Genomic DNA, 23,962 nt, shown 5'->3' with positions numbered 1-23,962 from the left:
GGGTGCACTTGGTGCCGCGGGAGCCTTCGGCGCTTGAGGAGCCTGCGATGCAGACGGCGCTGCGGGTGCGGCCGATGCGGCCGGAACTTGTGCCGATTCGGTCGGGGTGTGGGTGGCGGAAGTGGGGGCGTCGGCAAGCGGGGCGTCAGTGGTGCCCTCGGACTTTTGGTGGCGCACCGGGGTAGCCAGGAACGCCTTGGGGTGGGGCTCCGGCAGGGTGCCGGACTCGTCGAGGGAGATAGAATTGCGCAGCATAACCGCCACGTCATTGACCTTGGTGGTGGACGTGGAATCCTGCGACAAGGACTTCACGCCGCCGGTCATCATGACATTGCAGAAGGGGCAGCCGGTGGCGATTTCTTCCGCGCCGGTCTCTAGGGCCTGCTCGGTGCGGAAGTCATTGATGCGGGTGCCGAGCTTTTCCTCCATGAACATGCGGGCGCCGCCGGCGCCACAGCAGAAGGCCTCGTCGCGGTTCTTGTCCATCTCGCGCAGCTCCACGCCGGTGGCCTCGAGCAGCTCGCGCGGAGGATCGAAGACCTTATTGTGGCGGCCGAGGAAGCACGGATCGTGGTAGGTAATGGGCTTGCGGTTCTCCGGTGTGCGTGGCACCGGCTTGAGCAAGCCCTCGCGCACCAGACGATTGAGCAGCTGGGTGTGGTGGAAGACGTCGAAGTGCCCGTCAAAGTCCGGGTACTCATTGCGGATGGTGTTAAAGCAGTGCGGGCAGGTGGTGATGATCTTGCGCTGGCCCTCCGGGACGCCGTCGAAGGCGTTGTTGAGAGTTTCCACATTTTGCTGCGCCATCATCTGGAAAAGGAACTCGTTGCCGGCGCGGCGGGCAGGATCACCCGTACAGGTCTCACCCGTGGAGAGCACGCCAAACTTCACGCCTGCGGTATGCAGCAGGTCTACAACGGCGCGGGTGGTGCGGCGGCCATCGTCATCATAAGCGCCAGCGCAGCCCACCCAGAGCAGGTATTCCATATCGGTGAAATCGGCCTCGTCTTCACCAATGATGGGAACGTCGATGCCATCGGCGCGGGCCTCATCGATCCAGGCGCGGCGCTCAGAGTTATTCCGGCCCCATGGATTGCCCTTGTTTTCCATATTCTTAAACAGGCCGGTGAGCTCGGAAGGGAAGTCCGATTCCGCAAGTACCTTGAAACGGCGCAGGTCCGCAATGTGGTCGATGTGCTCAATATCGGTTGGGCACTGATCCACACACGCACCGCAATTAGTACAAGACCACAGCACGTCATCATCGATGACGCCGGCCATGGACAGCACGTCTAGGCCTTCGTGTGGGTTGTAATTATCCAGTGCACCCTGACGCAGATCCATCATGACCTTTTTGGGGCTCAGCGGTTTTTCGGTATTCCAGGCAGGGCATAGTTCTTGGCAGCGGCCGCATTCGGTACACGAGGTGGAATCCAGCAGCATCTTCCAACTACCCGGGGTGATGTCTTCTTCCAAGTCCGGGGTGGGCAGGGATTGTAGGGCCTTTTCCCCGGTGGCATTGCGCTGGAAGAAAATATTGAAAAAGCTGGTGAAGCGGTGCCACATGACACCCCACTGGAACTTGCGGGAGATAAAGACGATAAATAGCAGACCGGAAAGCAGCTTGAAGAGGGCGAAGAAGCTCACCAGAGCCGGTGACTCAGGCAAAAGCTTGGCTAGGTGGATGCTCAAAAAATCCGCCCAGGCGGAGCCGCCCCCGTAGGTGGCGATCTTGGTGGATTTCACCAGGATCATGCCGAGTCCCTCAGAAAAGACAATGAACTCTACCCAGCGCGCCGAGGCGGTTTGAGAATTGAAGAAGCGGCTGCCGCGCTCGGTATCGCCAAGCTTGAGGCGCACACTGATGAGGAAGCCGATGCCTAGGACCGTCGCGATGCCCAAGACTTCCTCAACGAAGTGGTAGACCGGCCAGTGGCTGAGCCACGGCCAGCCCTTATTCGGCGCGAAGGTTTGGATATAGGCCTCAAACCACACCAGGATGCCGAAAAGGAAGCCCACCATCACCAGCCAGTGGGCGGCATTGACCAGAGGTTTGCCCTTGAAGTGGGAATGACCAAAGACTTCCGCAATAACGCGCCATAAACGCTTGCCTAGGCTATCGGTGCGCTTGAGCTGAGTGGGTCCGCCCGAGCGGATGAACTTAATCAGGGCCCATACGCGGGTGAAAAAGTACAGCCACACCGGAATCGATGCGGCTATAGCTATCCAACCGAACACGGTGGTCATGCGTGCTCCTTTATTACTGATGCTCCACGTTGTTATCTACCTTAAAGCCTAGGGGTGGAAATCCCAGAGTCTGCATTCAGTGCGGTATCGCGGTGGGGTGGGCTGTACACTGTCAAGATGAGAAACTTGGTCGCCATATTTTGCTAAACGTGCTGTACACGGCGGCGGAGTACCACCAGGGGCGGAAGCCGCAGCGCGGCCAAACCCGCCAGGAAGAGGACCTAGACCGCCGCAGAAAGGGCAAACCGCCATGGGCAAAACCAATATCACCAAGGCCGCGGTGGCCTTGACCGCAGGCCTCGCCGCTTTTGGCGTTACTGGGTTCGCCGTGGCGCAGGGCGGCTTGACCGCGAACCTGGCTCTTTCCGGTAGCTTCTTCAAGATCACCATGGGGCACTTGGATGGAGAGGGCTTTTCGCTTTTTGTTGATGATGATCAAAAGGCCGAAGAGCACCTTCCTGTCGCGCGCATCAAGCTGGACCATGCCAAGGTCTCTGATCTCTGCCTTTCCGTGACGGTTCCCAAGGTGCCCGGCGTAGGTGGGGAGGCCACCCTAGCGCTGAAGGCTGAGGGTGAGGGCAGCGTGGAGTCCGATAGCCTGCTGGTCGGTGCGACCGACGTGGATGGTTCTTTGGTGATGCAGGATGTCAACGTGGGTATCGATGCGAATCAGCTGAGCGATACCGCGGATCCTGGCGCGTGGGGCCTGTACTCCAAGCAGGTCTCTCTCAAGGCGGACGATGTGAAGGCCACCTCCGTGGGTGCACAGCGCCTTTCTGCCAAGAACGTTGGAGTAACTGTGCGGAGGGGGTCCGATAATGGCTGCTGAGTCGACCGCGGAGGACACGCAGACCCTCCCGGCGGCGGAGGCAACGGGCGAGGAGGAATCTAAGCCCAGCGCCTGGCAGCGCTTCCGCCGCTGGCGCAACGGCCGGCCCTTCTTTCCCGGACTGTTGCTCATCTTGTCCGGCATCATTATTGCCGCGCCGGCCTATATCACCATCCGGATCTCTGACCTTTTAGTCATGATCTCCACTATTTCTGGCGTATCTACGCTGCTTATCGGGGTATTGCTGGCGATGTTCGGCCTTGGCGCGTGGTTTCAGCCGGCAACCTCGAATTATGTCGGCGTGCTGGGCATCATTGTGGCCATTATTGCCTTGCCGACGTCCAATTTGGGCGGCTTCATCATCGGCTCCCTGCTCGGCATCATTGGCGGGGCCTTTACCTTTGCGTGGCAGCCAGGTGAGAAAAAGCGCCGCACCAAGGAAGCAGCAGAGCAATGACGAGGGCGATGCCGCGGGCGGCGCGTAGCTGCTTGGCTGTACTCACCTGTGCCTTGGTCGTGTGCGGTGTGAGCGGTTCCGAACGGGTTAATGCACAAGACGCCCCGGCGGTTCCGTACTTCAGTACCGTCTTCGCGGATACGGTGACGCTGACGAAGAATGTCACCGTGTCCTTGGGTACTTTCCCCACCGCCAGCGGTGATGTGCGGGTCCTGGAGCTGAAGGGCGAGAACCTCGACATCGACAACCTTGGGATCACGCTGCCTGGCCGCTACGGCGATGGCATGTTGACCACGGGAGGGGACACCACCGAGGTACGCGGCGGACCGGTGACCATTATGGCTACCGAGCTTAAGGCCACCCCGGCGGTGGGTAAGGTTTCTGCACCCCGGGCGGATATCGATTTAAGCCGCGACGATATCAATGCCGTGTTGGACAAGCTCGGTGTTCCAGAGCCGCACCCCGTCCCCGATGCGGAGGTGCCCGATGTAATCATGGACCACATTGAGCTGCGCGATGTCACCCTTGAGCTGGTGAACCTCAAGGGTGCTCACTTCAACGCGCCGACCGTGACAGTAGGGCTGGAGTAGCTCACCGCCGGCGAAGACCTACCCTTGAGCGAATTGGGACTGATGCAGGCGCCAGTATGCGCCTTGGGCCCCAAGGAGATCGTCGTGCGAGCCTTGTTCCACGATGGTGCCGTTTTCCATGACGAGGATGAGGTCAGCATCGCGAATGGTGGACAAGCGGTGGGCAATGACGAAAGAGGTGCGGTCTGCGCGTAGCGCGTTCATCGCCTCCTGGACGAGGACCTCGGTGCGGGTATCGACCGACGAGGTGGCCTCATCGAGGATGAGCAGCGCGGGCTGGGCCAAGAACGCGCGGGCAATGGTGATGAGCTGGCGCTCGCCGGCGGAGATAGCACCGCCGTCTTGGTCGATGATGGTGTCGTAGCCATCGGGCAGCGCGTGAACGAAGCGGTCCACATAGGTCGCCTTTGCCGCCGCAATGACTTCTTCATCCGTCGCGTCCAAGCGGCCGTAGCGGATGTTTTCCATGATCGAGCCCTTAAAGAGCACGGCGTCCTGGAGCACCATGCCCACCTGGGAACGCAGGGTACGGCGCGGCATGCGGGCGATGTCGTGCCCATCAATGAGAATCTGACCACTATTTAGCTCATAGAAGCGCATGAGCAGGTTGACCAGGGTGGTTTTGCCTGCACCGGTGGGGCCCACAATGGCCGCGGTCTGGCCGGGCTCTACGCGCAGGTTGAGGCCGGTGATGAGCTCCTTATCCTTTGCGTAGGAGAAGTCAACGTCCTGGAACTCCACGAGCCCTTGGGCGCGGCCGGGAAGGTCCTCGTCGGTGGTGTCGGGGGCTTGCTCCTCGGCGTCGAGAAGCTCAAAGACGCGCTCGGCCGAGGCCACGCCGGACTGTACCTGCTGCATCATGCCACCGAGCTGGCCGAGCGGCTGGTTGAACTCGCGGGAGTACTGGATAAATGCAGTGGCAGCGCCCAGAGTCATGTGGCCATTGGCCACGCGCAGGCCGCCCAGTACCGCGATGGCGACGTAGGACAGGTAAGACAGGAATTGCATGATGGGCATCATGATGCCGGACAGGAACTGAGCCTTAGCTGCGGAGCGGTAGAGCTCCTCGTTGCGCTTGTCGAATTCCTCCGTCATGGCCTCGGTACGGCCGAAGACGATGGCTAGGTCGTGGCCGGAGAAGGATTCTTCCACTTGGCCGTTGAGCTGACCGGTGGAGCGCCATTGCGTTTTGAACTGGCGCTGCGAGCGGCTACCGATGACGCCGATAACTAGACCGGTAAGCGGCAGGGACAGGAGGGCCACCAGAGCGAGCTGCCAGGAGACGCTGAACATCATGATGGTGATGCCAATGACCAGCAGCGCGTCATAAAACAGCTGCGATAGCGCCTGCTGCAGGGCCTGTTGCACGTTGTCGATGTCATTGGTGGTACGCGAAAGGATATCGCCGCGCTGCTGGGAATCAAAGTAGTTGAGAGGCAGCGCATTAATCTTCGCCTCCACGCGCTCGCGCAGGTCAAAAACGATATCCATGCTCAACTTGTTGAGGATGGCTCCCTGCCACCACTGGAAGCCAGAGGAGACGATGTACATCGCGATCACGGTGATGATGAGCGTGCCCAGGTGGTTAAAATCGATGCCTTCACCGGGGACGAAGTCCATCGCGGAAGCCATATCCGCAAAGCGGTCCTGTCCCTCAGCGCGCATGCCCGCAATGGCTTGCTCGGCGGAAATATTAGAGGGCAGGTTGCGCGAAATGACGCCGGCAAAGATGACGTCCATGGCCTTGCCCATGATTTTAGGGGCTACCACGGCCAAGAAGATGCAGACGATATTCATCGCCGCGACGGCCCACAGGTGGCGCTTGAAGGGAGCAAGCAGGGAGAAAAGGCGTTTGGTGGAGGGCCAGAAATTCTTGGCCTGGCGGGGTGCGGAGCCGCCCATCGAATCAAATCCGGCATCCGTGGACTCGGCGGTAGAAGTGGTGTTCTCAGCCATTAGTTTTCGCCTCCTGCAACACCGGCGGTTTCTTGGGAATGAACGATTTCTTGATAGACCGCGCAGCGGCCCAGGAGCTCCTCGTGGGTGCCGCGGTCAACGATGCGGCCGGCATCCAATACCAGGATTTGGTCTGCATCGCGGATTGACGCCACGCGCTGGGCGACGATAATGCTGGTCACCGGCTGCTCACGCTCGGCAAAGGAGGCGCGCATTGCGGCGCGCACCTTGGCATCGGTAGCCACGTCCAGCGCGGAGAAGGAATCATCAAAGAGGTAGATCAGCGGCCGGGCAACAAGCATGCGCGCGATGGACAGGCGCTGGCGCTGGCCACCGGAGACGTTGGTGCCGCCCTGGGCGATGGGCATGTCCAAGTCTTCTACGAAGTCCGCCTGGGCCACGCGCAGCGCCTCCCAGAGCTCTTCATCGGTGGCTTCGGGCCTGCCCAAGCGCAGGTTGGAGGCCACAGTGCCGCTAAATAGGTAAGCCTTCTGCGGGACGAGGGAGACGCGTTGGACGATGTCCTGGCGGGCCAGGGAGGTGGTAGGGGTGGCGTCGATAAGCACCTGGCCCTCCGTCGGCACGTACAGGCGTGGGATGAGGGAAACCAGGGTGGTCTTGCCCGAACCCGTCGAACCGATGATGGCGGTAGTGGTGCCGGGCTGAGCGGTAAAGGAAATGTCTTCTAGCACCGGCGCATCCGCACCGGCATAAGAAAAGCCCACGTTGCGAAATTCCACCGTGCCCGCGCAGGCCTCCGGAGAGGTGGTGGAGCTGGGTGGGGTAATGGAGGGCTCGTGCTGGAGCACCTCGGTGATGCGGCGGGCGCAAATGATGGCGCGCGGCAGCATCATCGCCATGAAGGTACCCATCATCACCGCCGCCAGAATCTGCAGCAGGTACTGCAGGAATGCGGTCAGCGAGCCGACGTTGACCAAGCCCTCATCCACGCGGTGTCCGCCGAACCACAGGACCGCGCCCGTGGCCACGTTGAGGATCACCGTAATGAGCGGGAACATCACCACGAAAAGCCGGCCGATGTTCAAGGACAGGCGGGTGATGTTCTTATTTTCCTCGGTAAAGCGCTCGGACTCATAGGCCTCGCGCACGAAGGCACGCACCACGCGGATGCCGGTGATCTGCTCGCGCAAGGTGCCATTGATGGAATCCAGCTTGTCCTGCATGGAACGGAAGAGCGGCATGAGGCGGGAAATGATAACGGAGATGGTGCCGAGCAGTACCGCCACGGACACCCACACCAGCCAGGACATTCCGGCGTCTTCGCGCACGGCCATGATGATGCCGCCGATGGACATGATGGGTGCGGTCACCATGAAGTTCAGCATCATCATGTAGACCATCTGCACCTGCTGGACGTCATTGGTGCCGCGGGTAATGAGCGTAGGCGTGCCAAAGCGGCTCATGTCCTCAGTGGACAGGGAATTAACGTGGCGGAAGACCTCGCCGCGTAGATCTCGGCCGACGCCCATAGCGGTGCGGCTGCCGCACCAAACTGCGCCGATGGCGGTGATGACTTGGGCAAAGGCTACGGCCAGCATGATGCCGCCGGTGCGCCAGATGAAGTCCACATCGCCCTGAGACACACCTTCATCGATGATCTTGGCATTAAGGGATGGAAGGTACAGCGTGGCGGCCGTAGATAAGGCCTGCAGGACAAGCACCGCGATGAAATACGGCGTATACGGCGCCGACCGTGTAATGAGAATGCGAACCAGATCCATGGACTCGCGCCCCTTTCCTTGCCGTGGCTGGGTAGCCGTGCAAGTTTATACCGGTGGTGGGTGGGGCGCTAGTTGATTACTGCTGCTAAATCCCCACGTGAGCCAGCTGCGCGCGGGTGATGACGCTGCGCCAGTCTTCAAAATCCTGCAGTGGGGCGCATAGGCCTTCCCACGTGGTGACGGCCACGCCGCGAGCCTTGAGTTCCAATACGAGTAGCTCGCGATTGCCCGAGGCGGCCAAGCGGTGGATTTCGTTCTGCGTGATGTCGCCGTCTGGTCCTACCCGCACGTTGCCGATGAGACGGAGTCGGGGAGTGGTGCCGGGGCCGCAGTGGGAGCCCGTGACGGCGTCGCCCAGCACGCCTGCCAAACCCGCAAAGCGGCGGAGTAGACCGAATGGTGCGGTGCACTGGGTAATGAGGTCCACACACATGCCAGCGCTGATAAGCTTCTCGGCGGTGGATAGGGCTGCCGGGCCCTCCCCGATGATGGCTATACGCTGCATGAAAGTGCCTCCTTGTGCTGGGCGCGGACGCCCGCAATAGACTGTCTTGTCTGTAAATCTAGTCCGCTTGGTACGGATTGGAAACTTTTTATTCGCACCTCCCGCCAAGCTCAGCGGCTTTTCGCCCAGAATCCGCTGCGCCGCCTTGGGCTTTTGCCTAATGTGTGACGGCATGAACCCAACGACGAACCTGCTGGACGGTGGCAAGAACTACCGCGACCCCAGCATCTCCCCGGAAGGCACGCGCGATACCGCGCCGCTGGACGCCGAGGTAGCCGCGCGCAACCAGCAATTGGTGGACCAGTGGGCGGATAAGCTTTATGACGCCTCAGCGGAAACCATTACCGAATGGGCCGCCGAGCACGCACCCGGCCGCCTGGCCGTGACCATGTCCATGGAGAACACGGTCTTGGCCGAGCTCGCTCACCGCGCCGGGCTCGATGCGGACCTGCTTTTTATCGATACTGGCTGGCACTTCCCGGAAACCCTGCAGGTAGCTGACGAGGTAGAAAAGCGCTACCCGGACCTCCCGCTCGTACGCGTGCTGCCTTTGCTTAGTCCCGAGGAACAAGATGAGGTCTATGGTCCGCGCCTCTACGCCCGCGATACCGCGGCCTATAACCGCATGCGCAAGGTCGAGCCGCTGAATATGGCCATGGACCCTTATGCCGGCTGGGTTACCGGATTGCGCCGCGCCGATTCTGAGCACCGCGCCACCGCCCCAGCGCTGAGCCTCGACCGCACCGGCCGATTGAAGATCTCGCCCATCATTACCTGGGATCTGGACGATACGGACCGCTACATCGAGGACAATAACCTCATCATCCACCCACTCACCCTGCAGGGATACCGCTCCATCGGCTGCGCACCGCTGACCTTCCCAGTTGGTGAAGGCGACGATGCCCGATCCGGGCGCGTATTTGCAGACGGCAAGACAGAATGCGGGTTACACGAATAATGAGCACACTTTCCCCACACTTAAAAGACCTAGAAAACGAGTCCATCCACATCCTGCGCGAGGTGGCCGGGCAGTGCGACAAGGTAGGCATCCTCTTTTCCGGCGGCAAGGACTCCGTCGTTGTCTTCGAGCTAGCCCGCCGCGCCTTCGCCCCAGCCACGGTGCCGTTTGAGCTGCTCCACGTCGATACCGGCCACAACTTCCCTGAGGTTATCGATTTCCGCGACCGCCTCGTGGAAGAATCCGGCGCTCGCCTCCACGTCGCCCGCGTCCAAGACTGGATCGACCGCGGCGACCTGCAAGAACGCCCCGATGGCACCCGCAACCCGCTGCAGTCCGTGCCGCTGGTAGAGACCATCGCCGAGCGCGAGTATGACGCCGTATGCGGTGGCGCCCGCCGCGATGAGGAGCGCGCCCGCGCCAAGGAGCGCATCTTCTCCATCCGTGATTCCTTCGGCGGGTGGGATCCCCGCCGCCAGCGCCCCGAGCTGTGGGACCTCTACAACGGCGGCAAGATGGCCGGCGAAAACGTCCGCGTCTTCCCCATCTCCAACTGGACCGAGTCCGATATTTGGGAATACATCGGCGCCCGTAAACTGGAGCTGCCTTCCATCTACTACTCCCACGAGCGTGAGGTATTTAAGCGCAATGGCATGTGGCTAGCGCCTGGTGAATGGGGCGGACCGGCCGAAGTCGAGGAGTTGGAAACCCGCACCGTGCGCTACCGGACCGTGGGCGATATGTCCTGCACCGGCGCTGTGGAATCTACCGCGTCGACCCCGGACGAGGTACTCGCGGAGATCTCCATTTCCACCCTTTCCGAGCGCGGCGCCACCCGCGCCGATGACAAACTTTCTGAGTCCGCCATGGAGGACCGCAAGAAGGAAGGCTACTTCTGATGACGACTACCCTCGCGCCGAATGTCGGCGCCCTCAAGCAGCGCGATACCCTGCGCCTGTGCACCGCCGGCTCCGTTGATGACGGCAAGTCCACCTTCGTCGGCCGCCTGCTCTATGACACCAAGTCCGTGCTCGCGGACCAGGTCGAGTCCATGGAGCGCACCTCCACCGACCGTGGCTTCGACGGCATGGACCTTTCCTTGCTTGTTGACGGCCTGCGTGCCGAGCGCGAGCAGGGCATTACCATCGACGTGGCCTACCGCTATTTCGCCACGGATAAGCGCACCTTCATCCTCGCCGATACCCCCGGCCACGTGCAATACACGCGCAATACGGTCACCGGCATGTCCACCTCCCAGGTGGTGGTGCTTCTTATCGACGCCCGCCATGGCGTCGTCGAACAAACCCGCCGCCACCTCAACGTCGCCGCCCTCCTCGGCGTGCGCCACGTGGTCCTCGCGGTGAACAAGATCGACCTGGTGGATTACGACGAGCAGGTCTTCCGCGATATCGAGTCCGAGTTCAACCAGATCGCCACCCGCCTGGGTATTACCGATACCACCGTGGTACCGATTTCCGCGCTCAAGGGCGATAACGTGGTCGAGCGCTCCACCACTATGCCGTGGTACACCGGCCCGACCGTCCTCGAGGTTCTCGAGACCGTCCCCGTGGCCACCGGCCGCGCCGATGAGCTGGATTTCCGTTTCCCCATCCAGTACGTCATCCGCGAGCACGCCTCCGATTACCGCGGCTACGCCGGCCGCGTGAAGGCGGGCTCCATCTCCGTGGGCGACGAGGTCCGCCTCCCTGAAGGCCGCACCAGCACCATCACCCAGATCGACACTGCTGACGGCCCAGCCGACTCCGCCGCCACCGGCGACTCCGTCACGCTCCTGCTTGCCGACGACATCGATCTCGCCCGCGGCGATATCCTCGCTGGCCCGCAGCGCCCCGCGGCCGCTCGCGAATTCGACGCCACCGTTGTCGGCCTGACCGAAAAGGACATTAAGCCCGGCCAGATGCTTAAGCTGCGCTACGGCTCTTCCCTGGTTAAGGCCCGCGTCGCCGCCGTCACCCGCACCCTGGATCTTGATGGCGTTTCCGATGTTGAGGACCCCGAGTCCGTCGCCATGAACGACATCGCCCACATCACTATCCAGACCCAGACCGAGCTCCCCGTCGAGGACTATGCCGCCCGCGGCGCGGTGGGCAACTTCCTGCTCATCGATCAATCCTCCGGCAACACACTTGCCGCCGGCTTCGTAGGCCACCGCCTGCGTTAGTCGTCCTGTGCGCCGCTGCTGCTTCTCTCACTGCGCATCATTATGATGCCCGTGATTCCGAGGAGCAGCGGCGTGGAGATACCGAACACCGTAGGCCCTACTACGGTTAAGTTCACGATCAGCAAGACAACCGCCGCCACCAGCGCGAAAACCCCGAATTTCTGCTGAAACGTCTTCTCGCTCATTCCTATCTCTCCTTCGGCTACGTTACGGCCACGATAACCGCCCCTGGCTCCCCGCGAAAGCCTAGAACGCGGCCACTTCTTGGCTTTTGCGTTCCCCTCGAGGCACCGCTCCGCCGCACCGCGGCCGCCTCCGCAAACAAAACAAGCACGTTTCGCCGCCAAAGTGGTGAAAATTTAGCGAAACGTGCTTGTTTTACATCGAACTATTGCATAGGCGGAACGTCGCCGGACATGACTACCTTTTGCTGTCCTTCATCCCACCGGAAGCCTGCGTTGGTTGTGCCTGAGCGGTTGGCATTGCCTTCACCTTCGCGCGGCCAGTGGTAGGTTACCGCGATCTCGGAATCACTCACGCGCTCAATAGTGGGGGCGAATCCATAGGGCTTTGCCGTTGCGGTGCCCAAGTATTCGCCGTGATTAAACAACATGATGTGGAAAGGCGAAGAACTGGTTCCTCCCTCAATCATCAGGGTTTCCCACGATAGGGATGCGCAGGGGTCATAACCGGAGGAGTCAAAGAGTTCCCATCCGATGGTGCCCCACGGAGCGACTTGGGATACGCCTTCGGAGAATGCCGTTTGGGCATCAGCTGCGCCACACGACGAAGTGGTGTCGGCTTCCGGGCTCGGCTGCTCGTCATCCATCACGACGTTCGGGGGCACTGGCCGAGTAGGTTCTTCTTCTGTCGCAGCTGAGTCAGTGGGCGATTCTTCCGGCTTGGCATCGCTGCTTTCTTCTGTAGCGGACGTCGTCGCCGGCTCCACTGAAAACTCCTGTGCGGTTGTATCCGACGTTTCGTCATCGCAGGAAGCCAAGGAGAAACTAATGAGGGCGACACTTGTTGCAATGCCTATGCGGCTTATTTGTCCTAGGTGGGCAGATGATTTAGGCATAAGATATTGCTTTCACATTGAGGCGGTAGATGAAAGGTCAAAGGGGTGCACGCTGCGTTGTAGCGGGTGTAGGGAGTCAACGCAGCAGAAGGGGAGTGACAGGGAATTGAGCGCGGAATCTGGATTAGCAGGGGTCAGAGAAATCCGCGTCGTTATTGAGGGAACGGGCATTGCCGCCGTACTTGGCCTTGAGCTCGCAGACCTTGTCCACGCTGTGACCGGCTTCGTAGATGATGGCATAGATAGAGCCGCCTTCAGTGCGGCTGCGCAGGGAACTACACGCGCCGCCCTTGATGATCTTGGAGCCTGGGTACTTCTTGTGCACTCGGTAGGGCTCAGAAATCGGATCAGTTGTCGGCGGGATGATGACCGATTCCGCGATGAGCACATAGCTGCCGTCGCATTCGCCGTACCAATAATCTTCGGGCGGAAATTCCTCCTCAGCGGTAATGGGCCTGTCGCGAACCTTTGGAGTTTGCGTTTGCTGTGCATCGCAGAGTTGGAGCTGGTTGATCAGCTCCTTCGGGGCGCCAGCCGTGTCCAACTTGCCCTTGTCGTAGCACTGATTGACGGAGTCTCCAGTCGTATTGTCAGACCGGTACAACTTCCACTCATTATCGGTCCAGTAGAACAGTCCATAATTTGAGGATTGCTTTTGGGCCATGTAAAGCCAGGTGCCATCGCAAAACAGCTGAAGCGTGCCAATTGGAACGTCCATTAGGTTATCGGCTAGCGTTCCACACTTCTCCTCTGTGGAAGGTCGAGTGCTAGCGCCCTTAGCTTGTGTAGTCTCAGCTTTCTTCTCAGGCGTGGATTCTTTCTCAGAAGTCGTCTCTTCGGTGGTTTCCTCGCTGTTGTTTTCTTGAGAATGAAAATTCGGTTCAGCGCTGCTCGATTCATCAGAATCTTTGTTTCCCGTTAGTGCCCAGGCACCACCGCCAATAAGCGCAATGATGGCGAGGGCGGCAACGACAATAATGGCGGTGCGCGTGCCTTTGCCCGAAGATTCTGCGTTGGTTCCAGTACCGGAGTCCCGCATAGGGGATGCAGGTCCGTTCGAATCTGAATATGGGGTTGAGTCAGATGAACCCCAAGAATTCTTGTCATTCAAAGGGGAGGCTCCTTTGTGCGCTGGCCAGAAAGAGAAATGCGAAAGAAAGGGAATGATTAAGAATCATTCCGCGTCATACTATAGGCATAAGAGTTGCAAGAATTCTCTCGAATGGGACTATGAAAGGGGTAATTGCAACGCGCCACTGTCCTGCGATGTAACTCGTAGGGATTAAGTACGTCATAAGCTGCGTGACCGAGAACCAACAGCGACGAAGCTGGGGAGTCCCACAATCTCCTAGAAGGGCTTCTATCTGACGCCTTTTTCCCAAGACGAGACCCCAATGAAGGGCACCGCGCAAAGGCCAATGTCCGGCTTAATCCCAAGCATGACCAAGAATTAAATCCCCGATGAGGGGGAGGAAGGAGCCCTCGTGGGCCTGGACCGTAATCTCAACGCCGCGGAATTGCACGCGACCCGCAACCGGGTGAGCGTGTCCCCGGATCTCATCCGCCGGTTGGGCGGTGCACTGGGATATCACGCAATCGAGGCTTTTGGCCCAGAGGCGCAGACGGAATTGAGCAAGGTCTTTGATTTGGGAGACATCATCGATCTGATGCTGTTGAGCCAGCTGCCGGAGATGGAAGTCGCGCCGGGTGTGGAGCAGCAGGTAGAGGGGGACGTCGCTAAGCAGCTGCTGCGGCGCATCAGCGCGGGTGATTATCTGACGCGTCAGCAGGTGCACGACCGCCTGCCGCGGGCGACGGTGATGCTGTACCGCATGGGACATCCGCGCCTGTGGGCCTTTGCCGCCCGTCAGCGCCTGCCCCAGGATGCGGAAAGAGCCGTGCCGGATTCCTTCCACCGTGATATCACCGGCCCGTACACCACTCCGGAGGAAGCGTGGCTGGGCATGTACGTGGCCGATGCCACGCGGCTCGGGGAGCTAAACACCCAGGTAGATGGTGCCGGTCTGGATGAGGACCGGCAGCAGCGCCTGCGGTTGGGCATGAGCCTGGCTGATACCTACCGCCAGGTGTGGAGTTCCGCGCGCGGCCATTGGCGTGTCAGCCCCCAGACGCGCTACATCGTGCCTTCGCGTTTTGGCTACTGCCCCTTTGTCTTCCGCGTGGCCGAGGGCGGGTGGCGCCGCGATTCCTTCGAAGGGAGCCACGACCGCTTCATGGCCACGGAGGGCTATTGGATCGACGTGGAGCGCGAACGGCTCATTCACCTCGGCGCGCCAGACCCGCACGATGCTTGGCTGCCTACGGCGCGGGTGGCGGCCGAAGCACCGACGGAAGAGGACCTGGCCGTCGCCCGGGTGCTCAGCGGGAAAATCATTGCCCTCGGCGCCGGACAGAAAAACATTACGATTCGCCTGCGCCAGAAGAACCGCACATTGAACTTTGACTAGGGCGGGCAGGTATTCTCGCAGGCATGGAGAATCTCAACGGACGCACCCTTTTCGTCGCCGCCGTAGATGCGGAAGCCGCCCACATTCCGGAAGGCGAACCCTTGCTCATCACCGGAATCGGTACGGTTCCGGCGGCCATTGCGCTGACGGAAGCTCTTGCCGACGCCCGCGCTAACGGCGCCCTTCCCGATCGCGTGGTCAACATTGGCACGGCCGGCGCGCTTGTCGACGGCATGGCTGGCGTCTTCGAAGTCAATAAGGTCACCAAGCATGACTTCAAGCTAGAAGTGCTTACCGATATCAACCGCTACCTGCTGCCAGAGGTCATCGAGCTCGAGACCTCCGGCCGCCTGCCGGTGCGCGGACTGGCCACGGGCGACATGTTTGTCTCCGATACCGCCCTGCGCACCGAGCTGGCTAAGAAGTCGCAGTTATGCGACATGGAAGGCTATTCCATCGCCGCAGTATGCCAGCGCTTCGATGTGCCCTGCACCCTGCTCAAGCAGGTGTCCGATTCCGCCAATGAGGAATCCAAGGGCACCTGGGCCAACGTCCTTGACCGCGGTGCGCGCCAGCTCGCCTCGGCCGCTACGGACCTAGGCTTTCTGCGCTAAAAACTAAAAGCGCGCCGGGGAGGGCCGGCGCGCTGCTAGTGGTGGCTGAGTCTTAGCTCAGCGGACTCATGGACTGGTAGAGCTGTTCTACCTTGTCGCGTGGAGTCTCGGCGTGTTCGTAGGCCACGTCGCTGGAGTCTGCAGGATCGTCCTTGGAGCCGGTGATGATGTCTATATCAGAGGGCTCGACTTCGCCGGAGCGCAGTGCAGCCATCTCGGCGTGGTAGCGCACGACAACAGCGATGGTTGCGGCCACGGGGACGGCGAGGAAGGCGCCGACGATGCCGGCCAGGGTAGAGCCGACGGTCACGGAAAGCAGGACCACGGCTGCGTGCAAGCCCATTGCCTTGGACTGCAGCATCGGCTGGAGGACATTGCCCTCCACCTGCTGGACGATGATGATAAGTGCGAGCGCCAGCAGCGCGTTAGTCAGGCCATTGGAGACCAGCGCGATGATGATGGCGAGGGCACCGGCGGTGACCGCACCGATGATCGGGATGAAGCTGGCGAAGAACGTCACCACGGCGATGACGAGCGCGAGCGGAACTTGTAGCACCCACAGGCCAAGGCCAATGAGGACTGCGTCCACCATTGCCACGGCGGCCTGCGCCTGGATAAAGCCGGACAAGGTCTTCCAGATGCGTGAACCCAGCTCAGTGACGTGCCAGCCGGTGGAATTTCCGGTGTACTTGCGCAGCCACGGCAGGAACTTGTCGCCGTCTTTAATGATGAAGAAGGTGACAAAGAGCATGATCAGCGCGGCCACGACGATGGAGCTGGCCATCGAGAAACCAGAGATAACGCCGGTGGCGATGGTGGAGGCTTGGCCCTTGGCAAACTTGACCACGTCCTGGAGTACGGACTGTAGCTGGTCACTTTGAATATCGATGGGGGACTTTTCCACCATCTCCGTGAGCTGGTTAATGCCGTCTTCGGCCTGGTTAATGAGCGTTTGGCTCTGGCTAGTGACTACGGGGGCCATGGCGGCAAAAACGCCGCAGAAGATGATGATGAGGCCGAGCAAGGTGCTCACCGCCGCGAGCGAGCGCGGGAATCCCTTGCTGCGCAGCCACGCGCTGATGGGGTAGAGCACCGTGGAGACGAGGATGGCGAGCAAGACCGGCAGCAGGCCTACCCAAATGAACTTGAGCAGGTAGCCGGCCAGCGCTAGGCCGGCGACGATAAGGATAAAGATTACCGAGACCTTGGCCATGGTGCGGAAGTCCTTGGCCAGAACAGCGGATTTATCGTCGCGCTCGGCAGGGTGCTCGCTGGCAGCCTCTGCACCAAGGTGCGCGTCATCATAAGCGACGAGGGTATGAGAATCTTCCTCGCCTGGCTTTTGGATCTGTGTTGCGTTGCCTCTTTCCTGCGCAGACGGGCGCTTGGCCTCGTCGCGGGAAGACGAATTATGTGACGTAGACATTGTCTACCACTATGCCACATAAAACTCGCAGCGCATACACGAAAAAGGAGGTAGCGGCCCACGGGCGGGGCGCTACCTCCGTGCAGTTCCTTCAACGCGTCCTTGAGCGCGTCCGCTGACGCGGCCGGGAATTACTCGTCGCGCAGGTTACCTACGTTGCGGATAATGCCGAAGCGGTGCATGGTCACGGAGACTGCCTGCTCAAGGAGGTAAGGAATGAGCTCACGGCGGCCGTCGGCAAGCACGGGCTGGTCCAGCACCACGGAGTTGGAGCGCACCGCGGCCTCGTAGATGGAATCCGGCACGGTGCCCAGGGCGCGCACGCGGGAGGAGGCGTCATTGGCCACGTCGGTAGCAAAAGCCTCGTCGGTGATGGCCTTGACGTCGAAGCCGAGGTCTTGCAGCTGGGTGGCAACCTCCGGGGTGGCGGAGATTTCCGTGGCGGTGCCGGTAATTGCGGCGGCCAGCACCTGGCGAGCAACCTCGCGCAGCTCGTAGCCTTCGCCCACGCGCACGCGCAGCTTGGTCAGAAGTGGTCGGTAGCGGAAGATATTGGCTTCAGAAACCAAACCGGTGCGGTCGTGGTCGCGGCCAAACTCTTCCTGCCACGCCACCTGGTCCAGTTCAGCGGCGCGCCACAGCCAGGTGATGTCCTCCTCGGTGAGCTTGCCAGAGAGGTTATCGCGCAGGCGGTGCAGCGCGGCGAGGCTTGCTGGGGCAATGTCCACGTTGCGCGGCTTGAGCTCGCCATCGGCCCACTCGCCCATCTGCGCCACGTAGTTCGGGCCACCAGCCTTGGCGCCCGGTCCCATGACTGACTTCTTCCAACCGCCGAAGGACTGGCGCTGGACAATCGCACCGGTGATGCCGCGGTTGACGTAGGCATTGCCCACCTCAACATTGTCGATCCAGTACTCAATTTCGGCGTCGTCAAGCGAGTGAATTCCGCCGGTCAGGCCATAGCCGGTGTCGTTCTGCCAGGCAATGGCCTCTTCCAAAGTATCGGCGTACATGATGCCCAGGATGGGGCCGAAGCACTCGTTCTTGTGGTACCAAGATCCCGGCTGCACATTATCGCGGATGCCCGGGGACCACAGGGTGCCCTCCTGGTTGAGCTTTTCCGGCTTGAGCAGCCACTTCTCGCCCGGCTCAAGCTGCGTCAAACCGCGCAGGAGCTTCTCGCTCGGCTCTTCCGCCAGGCCGTTCATGGTGGTGGTGATATCGAAGCCCGGGCCCGGCTTAAGGGTCTTGACAGCATCCAGCAGCTGGGTGCGCAGGCGCTCGGACTTGCCGGCCGCGCCGACGAAGATAACCAGGGAGGCCGCCGAGCACTTCTGGCCGGAGTGGCCAAAGGCGGAGTTGTAGAGATCATCGATGGCCAGATCCGGGTCCGCGGCTGGGGTGATGATGAGCGCATTCTTGCCGGAAGTCTCCGCCATAATGTTCATCTTCGGCTTCCAAGAACGGAAGAGCGCGCCGGTATCGGAGGCGCCGGTGAGGATGACATTGTCCACGTCATCGTGGGAGAGCAGGGCCTTGCCGGCTTCGCCTTCATCAGTAAGCACGAGCTGGACCAGGTCCGGGTCTAGTCCCTGCGCCTCGAGGGCGGTGCGGAAGGCCTCCACCACGAGCTTGCCGCAGTGAACCACCTGCGGTGCTGGCTTGACGATGACCGCCGAGCCCGCCGCCAAGGAAGCCGCAATGCCGCCGGTGGGGATGGCAATGGGGAAGTTCCAGGGCGGGGTTACCACGGTGACGGTGTGCGGGGTGAACTCGGAATAAGACTCTTCCAGCAGGCGCGCGGACTGGCCGTAGTAGGTGCAGAAGTCAATCGCCTCAGAGACCTCAGGGTCGGTTTGGGTGACGGTCTTATTGGCCTCATACGCAGCCACGGAGATGAACTTGCCGCGCTGGGACGCAATCTGATCTGCCACGGCCTCCAGTGCGGCGGCGCGCTCGGCGGCAGGGCGCTTGCCCCACTCGGTGCCCAGTTCCTTGGCACGAGCGATGTGACCTTCGACCGCGGCAGGGTCGGTAACCTCCGCGATGCCGTGCTCGCCCGGATTGCGCTTGAGCGCTTCCTGCGCCCACTGGCGGTTCGGCGCGAGCGCCGGGTCAGTATCTGCCTCGTTGGTAAAGCGGCCGGTGCGCGGTGCCTGGCGGCCGTCCTCCTCAAGGCGGTTCTGGGTGCGGCGGGCACCAGCGAAGGTGTCCCAGCGCTTGGCGACGGCCCGACGGAACGTCTCTTCCTGGTCCGCCAACGGCTCCTCGCCCGGGGCGAAGAGGGCGTAGAGGAAGTTCTGCGGCGCGGAGTTCTCCTCCAAGCGGCGCACCAGGTAGGACACGGCGACGTCGAAGTCTTCTGCGTGGACAACCGGGGTATAGAGGATCTGGCGGCCGTCAAAGACCTTGCGCACCGCTGCCTGCTGGGCTGGGGACATGCCCTGCAGCATCTCCGAATCCATCATGTGCAGCACGCCGCGTTTCTTGCCCAGTTCATAGGCCATTGCCGCGGTGTAGAGGTTGTGGGTTGCTACACCGATGCGGACGCTATCGGCGTATTCTTCGCGCAGAATGAAATCCAATAGGCGGTAGTAGTTGGCGTCAACGTCGAGCTTGTTGGTGTAGGTAGCCAGCGGCCAATCGTGGACCTCGCCCTGCACGGTTTCCATGGATAGGTTCGCGCCCTTTACAATGCGCACCTTGACCTTGCCGCCGCCCTTAGCCACGCGCTCCTTGGCAAAGTCAGCGACATCCTTGAGCGCATCGAAGGTATCTGGCAGGTAAGCCTGCAGCACGATGCCGGCATCCAGGGTGAGGAATTCCGGTTCGCTGAGCAGCTCCTTGAACAGGCGGATGGTCAGGTGGAGATCGTGGTACTCCTCCATGTCCATGTTGATAAAGACCTTGTCGGTGCGGTCTGCTGCAGCCTGATACAGCGGGCGCAGGCGCTCCTTGAGGCGCTCTACCGAGCCGTCGATATCCCAGTGGTTGAGCTGGGCCACCATGGAGGAAGCCTTGACCGAAACGTAGGTCACGCGGGGGTTTTGGATGAGCTTGAGGGTGCGCTCCGCGCGGGACTTCGCCTCTTCCTCACCGAGTACGGCCTCACCCAGCAGGTTGAGGTTAAGCTGCTCACCGGATTCGGCGGCCTTGTCCAGGATCTTGTTGAGGGCATCAGACTCTGCGTCTAGAACCAGGTGGCCAACCATCTTGCGCATGTATAGGCGGGCTACCGGCATGACTAGGTTCGGCAGGATGGGGCCGAAGAAGCCACCGGCGCCAACGAGTGCACCATTGATGCTGCCCAGGAACGACGGGTCATAGTGGGAAGAAATATCCTTCAGCGCGTGCGCGGCAACCTTGTCATCTTCTGGGCGCATGACGCGGTCGACGAAGTCCATGGTGAACTTCACGCCGTCTTCATCGCGCAGCAGGTCCGCGAGCTGTTCGGTGGCCTTATCTTCTTCGTCCGCAGTGGACTTCAACCAGTCGTGTGCGCGGCTAATCGCTGCGGGCAGGACTGCTTCCACATCATCAGAGATGGGCAAGCGGGTATTGGCAGGAGAAGTCATATGGGTTCTACCTCTTCTTCAAACGGGTCACATCCCCGTAGCCGCTAGCAGTATTCGTGCCGGACAGTGGGCTGTCGGGCGATACGGACGGCTGGGACGTAAGCGGTGAGCTATGTGGTGCTGCAGGGCGCAGCTGGGTGAGGAGCGAACACGCGGGTGCGCGCGACGCAAAGTGAGGGTCGCAGGGATTCGGAGTGAAGTGCGATGTTCAGCGGGCCACTATGCGGGCCGAATGCGGACGGGAGGCCTATCGCTGCTGCGACGAACGCGCGCCAGGTTGGTGTTCAACACTCACCTGCTTTCTATGACGTGACTATGTAAGGCTAAAGGAAAACGCGAGCACTATAACGCTCTGACGTGCGGCAACCCTGCAGGTTCAGGTTCCAATTGTTGCCTCGGAAATACTATGAACTTTTGTGTTGCCGTAATTATAGGAAAGCGGTAAACGTGATGCTAGTCTCCTTTGAAAAACGGTATACGGGGGTAGAAAAACAAAAAATAAACCCCAGCATGTGGGGTTTAGAGGGGGTATTGACTCATCCGGGGGTAATCTACCCCCGGATTGTCCAACAATTGGGTTCTAAGAACCGTAGCCGGCCTTAAGCGCCTTCACTGCCAGCTCGAGGCGCGACTTGGCGTGGAATTCACTGAGTAGGGTGGACACATACTTCTTCACCGTGCCCGGCGCATAATGTGTGCTCTTGGCAATCTCTTCGTTGGACTTTCCTTGGCAGACCAAGTCCAGGACCTGCTCTAGCGCAGGAGAGATGTGGTGATTGTCCTTGATTTTTGCGTTTGCGGCTGCCGCATCGGCGCTGGTTCCCTCAGCGTTCCAATTAGGAAGCTGCTCAAACAAACGGGTAAGCGACTGCGGGGTGACAACCGTGCCACCGCGCACGGCCTCGCGCACGGTATCTAAAATGTAGACCGGCTTGGAGCTTTTCAGAATATAGGCCGCAGCCTTATTGGACATGACCTCTTTGAGGGTCTCGTCATTGTCCATCGCGGTCATCGCAACAAAGACCGGAGGGTCTTCCAATTTGTTGACCTCGCGCAAGAGGGTCGTGCCATCCATCTCGGGCATATGGATGTCCGCGACAATGACGTCAAAGTCCTGCTCTTGCAAAAGCTCGAGGGCGACCTTGCCATTTTCTGCGGTGGCGCGCACTTCCATGTCCTCAGCCGAGGCAAAATAGCGCCCCAAGGCCTCAAGGACAAGTGGGTCGTCATCGACGACCAAGAGGGATGTTTTTACTTCGATTTCGGGCACCATGGTGCGGGGCATCCGAATGCAATATCCACGGCAGACTTGTACTCAGTTGTGGAGGAAAGGTCTCCAGGCGCGAGACCACCCAGGAGTGAAGTGGACAGCATTAGTGGTGCGAGAAAAGTAGCGAGTGCGGCCTGCATCTGCGGGCTCCTTCAATAAAAACCAATTTAGTTAGAAACAAGCGATAGCTTAATGGACGAACTCGGTGTTTGCTAGGCGGAGTGCTGGATCTAACGTGCCTTATGTGTGCTTGGCGGCAGCGACAGAGTCAAAACCCAGCTTCCATCTTCTAGGTTGGTGTCGACACGAGCATCTATAGTCGCGGCTATACGATTCATTGAGGACAGTCCAATGCCGGAAGACATATCAGCATTTGTAGTTGTAGGTTTCGCTACGGGGTTGGTAATTGAGACCAGTGTCCACCCCAGATGAGGTCGGACAGAAATCAGAATTTCTGCGCCAGGTGGCGAATATTTGACAGCATTGAGGCAGGCCTCAGTAGTAATTGCTGCGATTGGATCCAGGATTTCTCGGGGGAATTCCGGCGCGAATTCTTCGCCGGAAACCTCTACGACTGGTGCTCGGTTGAGTCGTGACAGGCGTTCCTGCTCTTCTGACAGCAGCTGAGCAAAGTTCGAAGGCTTCGTGGTGGTTGCAAAGCTTGTGCCGTCGTTAATGCCATCGATGTCGTTGCGCAAAACCTTGGTAAGTGCACGGACTTCAGACATTGAAGAGCGCATGGAATCGCTAAGTTTATCGAGACTCTGGGCTAGCTCTGGCTGGTTAGCGTACTCGAGGCTTAGAGCTTCTAGCTGCATAGTATTTACTGTCAGGCTAGAAACTACCGAATTGTGCAGAGTCTCTGCGAGGTCAGATTGGCGTCGCTTGACATCATTGTTCCATTCCACCATGGCGGACCTATAACGATCAGCGGAATGGGCGAACGTACCACCGATGACTCCGCCAATAGTGATCAGCATGGCCCAAGTGAAGGCTGGTGCAGGGTCGATATTCATGCTGGGCTCTGTGGGGTCAATTAGGCCACCTAGCCAAAGGACCATTCCGATCAGGAAAGTGCGCCCGTGGTGTCCATGATATGCAATGACGGCAAGAAAGATCGGCGCTAAGAATACCGAGCTAATAAATGGAGTCTTGGTCAGTAGTGTTGCAGCTACCCAGATGACAACGAAAGCCACTGACATGTTGATAGGCCAGCGGTAAGCGCAAGTCGTGACGACGGTGAGTGTGAGGCCGAGTAGGGCGGAAGATAGCTGGTCCTCGGTGGGAGAAAAGAATGCCCCGAGGAAGGCGAGTATTACACAGAAGAACGCCGTTAAAGCGGCTGTTCGCTGCAGGGTCATGGCCGCGCGGATGCGTTGGTGAATGGGCGGCTGTGAAGGTTTCGACACGGTGCGGTCCACGCTTCCTGGATGCTAAGGCTCAATGGGTTTTATCTCCCTAGTGTAAGTACGGCGAACGTGAAACAGCTTGATTTCTAGTGGTCGTGGAAACACCTGACATGGGTTAGGTGATTGTGTGGAGTCGAAATGGGTTCCGGATTCTGCTGTTGTGGCGCGGTTTGCGTCGTTGGTTCGGGCTGGTAGTTCAATACGGGCGGCTGCTGGGGTGGTTGGTTTAGCGCGGTCGGTGGCTTATCGGCTTGCTGGCGAGTTGGACTTGCCGCGCAAGCGCCACAGGACTACTAGCTCGGATGACAGTGAGGAAATAGCTCGCCTGTGGCTGGAAGGTGTGGCACCGATGGATATTGCGCGCCAGCTTTCTATAGGCTCTTCTCCGGTGTACCGGATCGGTATTGAGCTTGGTTTGTGGAAGCGCAATCCGCATGGCCGAAAAGCTGCGGCCACAACTGGCCGGTGTAGTTATCTGCAACTGCGTGCGAATGCTTTAGGGCGCAAAGATGCCGCTTTAGCCTGTGGCATTCATCCGCGTAATGAGGTTACCCTCGTTTAGTGGACACCCTATTTGTACGGATCTTGTGTCCGTAGGAGAGGATGTTCATTGTGAGTCAACAGCGCAAGAAGTACACGCCGGAGTACCGGCGTGA

General features: G+C 60.1%; 20 protein-coding genes. 9 read left to right on the top strand and 11 right to left on the bottom strand.

Annotated elements, in window-relative coordinates; genetic code table 11:
- Positions 1-2,247: (Fe-S)-binding protein (locus QP941_RS06350; protein ID WP_284868413.1), on the bottom strand; the 2,247-nt coding region annotated here is incomplete at its 3' end.
- A 250-nt stretch (positions 2,248-2,497) separates the two neighbouring features.
- Here QP941_RS06350 and QP941_RS06345 point away from each other — a divergent pair.
- From QP941_RS06345 to QP941_RS06335, 3 genes are read left to right on the top strand one after another with little or no spacing between them, the layout of a single operon-like run.
- Complete coding sequence (locus QP941_RS06345) at positions 2,498-3,076, top strand: DUF6230 family protein (protein WP_179387067.1); 579 nt, start codon at positions 2,498-2,500, stop codon at positions 3,074-3,076.
- Positions 3,066-3,533, top strand: coding sequence for a DUF6114 domain-containing protein (locus tag QP941_RS06340; protein ID WP_284868412.1), 468 nt, complete (start codon positions 3,066-3,068; stop codon positions 3,531-3,533). The genes QP941_RS06345 and QP941_RS06340 overlap by 11 nt, the downstream gene beginning before the upstream one ends.
- The gene (locus QP941_RS06335; protein WP_284868411.1) at positions 3,530-4,123 is read left to right on the top strand and encodes a hypothetical protein; all 594 of its coding nucleotides are present in this window, start codon (positions 3,530-3,532) and stop codon (positions 4,121-4,123) included. Before QP941_RS06340 ends, QP941_RS06335 begins: the two co-directional genes overlap by 4 nt.
- An 18-nt stretch (positions 4,124-4,141) precedes the next feature.
- On the opposite strand, the gene QP941_RS06330 is transcribed toward QP941_RS06335, so the two are convergent.
- The 3 genes from QP941_RS06330 to QP941_RS06320 all read right to left on the bottom strand — a co-directional run bounded on the left by QP941_RS06330 (position 4,142) and on the right by QP941_RS06320 (position 8,326).
- Positions 4,142-6,079 (bottom strand): ABC transporter ATP-binding protein, encoded by a 1,938-nt coding sequence (locus tag QP941_RS06330; protein ID WP_284868410.1) that lies wholly within the window; start codon positions 6,077-6,079, stop codon positions 4,142-4,144.
- A complete protein-coding gene (locus QP941_RS06325) occupies positions 6,079-7,821 on the bottom strand; it encodes an ABC transporter ATP-binding protein (protein ID WP_284868409.1) in 1,743 nt (580 codons plus the stop codon). Before QP941_RS06325 ends, QP941_RS06330 begins: the two co-directional genes overlap by 1 nt.
- A gap of 85 nt (positions 7,822-7,906) precedes the next feature.
- Positions 7,907-8,326 (bottom strand): methylenetetrahydrofolate--tRNA-(uracil-5-)-methyltransferase, encoded by a 420-nt coding sequence (locus tag QP941_RS06320; protein WP_239282910.1) that lies wholly within the window; start codon positions 8,324-8,326, stop codon positions 7,907-7,909.
- Between the two features lie 172 nt (positions 8,327-8,498).
- Between QP941_RS06320 and QP941_RS06315 the strand changes: the two genes are divergently transcribed.
- The 3 genes from QP941_RS06315 to QP941_RS06305 are packed head-to-tail and all read left to right on the top strand — an operon-like array spanning position 8,499 to position 11,466.
- A complete protein-coding gene (locus QP941_RS06315; RefSeq protein ID WP_239278561.1) occupies positions 8,499-9,284 on the top strand; it encodes a phosphoadenylyl-sulfate reductase in 786 nt (261 codons plus the stop codon).
- Complete coding sequence (gene cysD / locus QP941_RS06310) at positions 9,284-10,183, top strand: sulfate adenylyltransferase subunit CysD (RefSeq protein WP_284868408.1); 900 nt, start codon at positions 9,284-9,286, stop codon at positions 10,181-10,183. The genes QP941_RS06315 and cysD overlap by 1 nt, the downstream gene beginning before the upstream one ends.
- Entirely contained in the window at positions 10,183-11,466 is a 1,284-nt protein-coding gene (locus tag QP941_RS06305; protein ID WP_284868407.1) for a sulfate adenylyltransferase subunit 1, read from the top strand. The genes cysD and QP941_RS06305 overlap by 1 nt, the downstream gene beginning before the upstream one ends.
- On the opposite strand, the gene QP941_RS06300 is transcribed toward QP941_RS06305, so the two are convergent.
- From QP941_RS06300 to QP941_RS06290, 3 genes are all read right to left on the bottom strand, one after another.
- Positions 11,463-11,651: a hypothetical protein gene (locus tag QP941_RS06300; protein ID WP_049378983.1), complete on the bottom strand. Its 189-nt coding sequence runs from the start codon at positions 11,649-11,651 to the stop codon at positions 11,463-11,465. The genes QP941_RS06305 and QP941_RS06300 overlap by 4 nt on opposite strands.
- 203 nt (positions 11,652-11,854) lie before the next feature.
- Positions 11,855-12,544 carry an LppP/LprE family lipoprotein gene (locus tag QP941_RS06295; protein WP_284868406.1) on the bottom strand — a complete coding sequence of 230 codons (690 nt, stop codon included), beginning with the start codon at positions 12,542-12,544 and terminating at the stop codon, positions 11,855-11,857.
- Positions 12,545-12,668: 124 nt separating this feature from the next.
- On the bottom strand, positions 12,669-13,583 hold the full coding sequence (locus tag QP941_RS06290; protein ID WP_284868405.1) for a flagellar basal body-associated FliL family protein: 915 nt from the start codon (positions 13,581-13,583) through the stop codon (positions 12,669-12,671).
- 445 nt (positions 13,584-14,028) lie between these two features.
- Between QP941_RS06290 and QP941_RS06285 the strand changes: the two genes are divergently transcribed.
- Together QP941_RS06285 and QP941_RS06280 are read left to right on the top strand one after the other, a co-directional pair.
- The gene (locus QP941_RS06285) at positions 14,029-15,012 is read left to right on the top strand and encodes a hypothetical protein (protein WP_284868404.1); all 984 of its coding nucleotides are present in this window, start codon (positions 14,029-14,031) and stop codon (positions 15,010-15,012) included.
- 23 nt (positions 15,013-15,035) lie between these two features.
- Positions 15,036-15,626, top strand: coding sequence for a nucleosidase (locus QP941_RS06280; RefSeq protein WP_284868403.1), 591 nt, complete (start codon positions 15,036-15,038; stop codon positions 15,624-15,626).
- 52 nt (positions 15,627-15,678) lie between these two features.
- On the opposite strand, the gene QP941_RS06275 is transcribed toward QP941_RS06280, so the two are convergent.
- The 4 genes from QP941_RS06275 to QP941_RS06260 form a co-directional block, all read right to left on the bottom strand.
- Positions 15,679-17,052, bottom strand: coding sequence for an AI-2E family transporter (locus QP941_RS06275; RefSeq protein WP_284868401.1), 1,374 nt, complete (start codon positions 17,050-17,052; stop codon positions 15,679-15,681).
- 131 nt (positions 17,053-17,183) lie between these two features.
- Entirely contained in the window at positions 17,184-20,627 is a 3,444-nt protein-coding gene (locus tag QP941_RS06270) for a bifunctional proline dehydrogenase/L-glutamate gamma-semialdehyde dehydrogenase (RefSeq protein ID WP_284868400.1), read from the bottom strand.
- A gap of 580 nt (positions 20,628-21,207) precedes the next feature.
- A complete protein-coding gene (locus QP941_RS06265) occupies positions 21,208-21,912 on the bottom strand; it encodes a response regulator transcription factor (protein ID WP_284868399.1) in 705 nt (234 codons plus the stop codon).
- Positions 21,913-22,127: 215 nt separating this feature from the next.
- Entirely contained in the window at positions 22,128-23,318 is a 1,191-nt protein-coding gene (locus QP941_RS06260) for a sensor histidine kinase (RefSeq protein ID WP_239278549.1), read from the bottom strand.
- 337 nt (positions 23,319-23,655) lie between these two features.
- Between QP941_RS06260 and QP941_RS06255 the strand changes: the two genes are divergently transcribed.
- Positions 23,656-23,868, top strand: a complete 213-nt coding sequence (locus tag QP941_RS06255; RefSeq protein ID WP_284868398.1) for a hypothetical protein — start codon at positions 23,656-23,658, stop codon at positions 23,866-23,868.
- Positions 23,869-23,962 lie beyond the last annotated feature (94 nt).

This window comes from Corynebacterium sp. MSK150, from assembly GCF_030229215.1.
GTDB lineage: Bacteria > Actinomycetota > Actinomycetes > Mycobacteriales > Mycobacteriaceae > Corynebacterium.
Note: the sequence above shows the minus strand (reverse complement) of the source record. Positions and strands in the feature narration are given on the sequence as shown.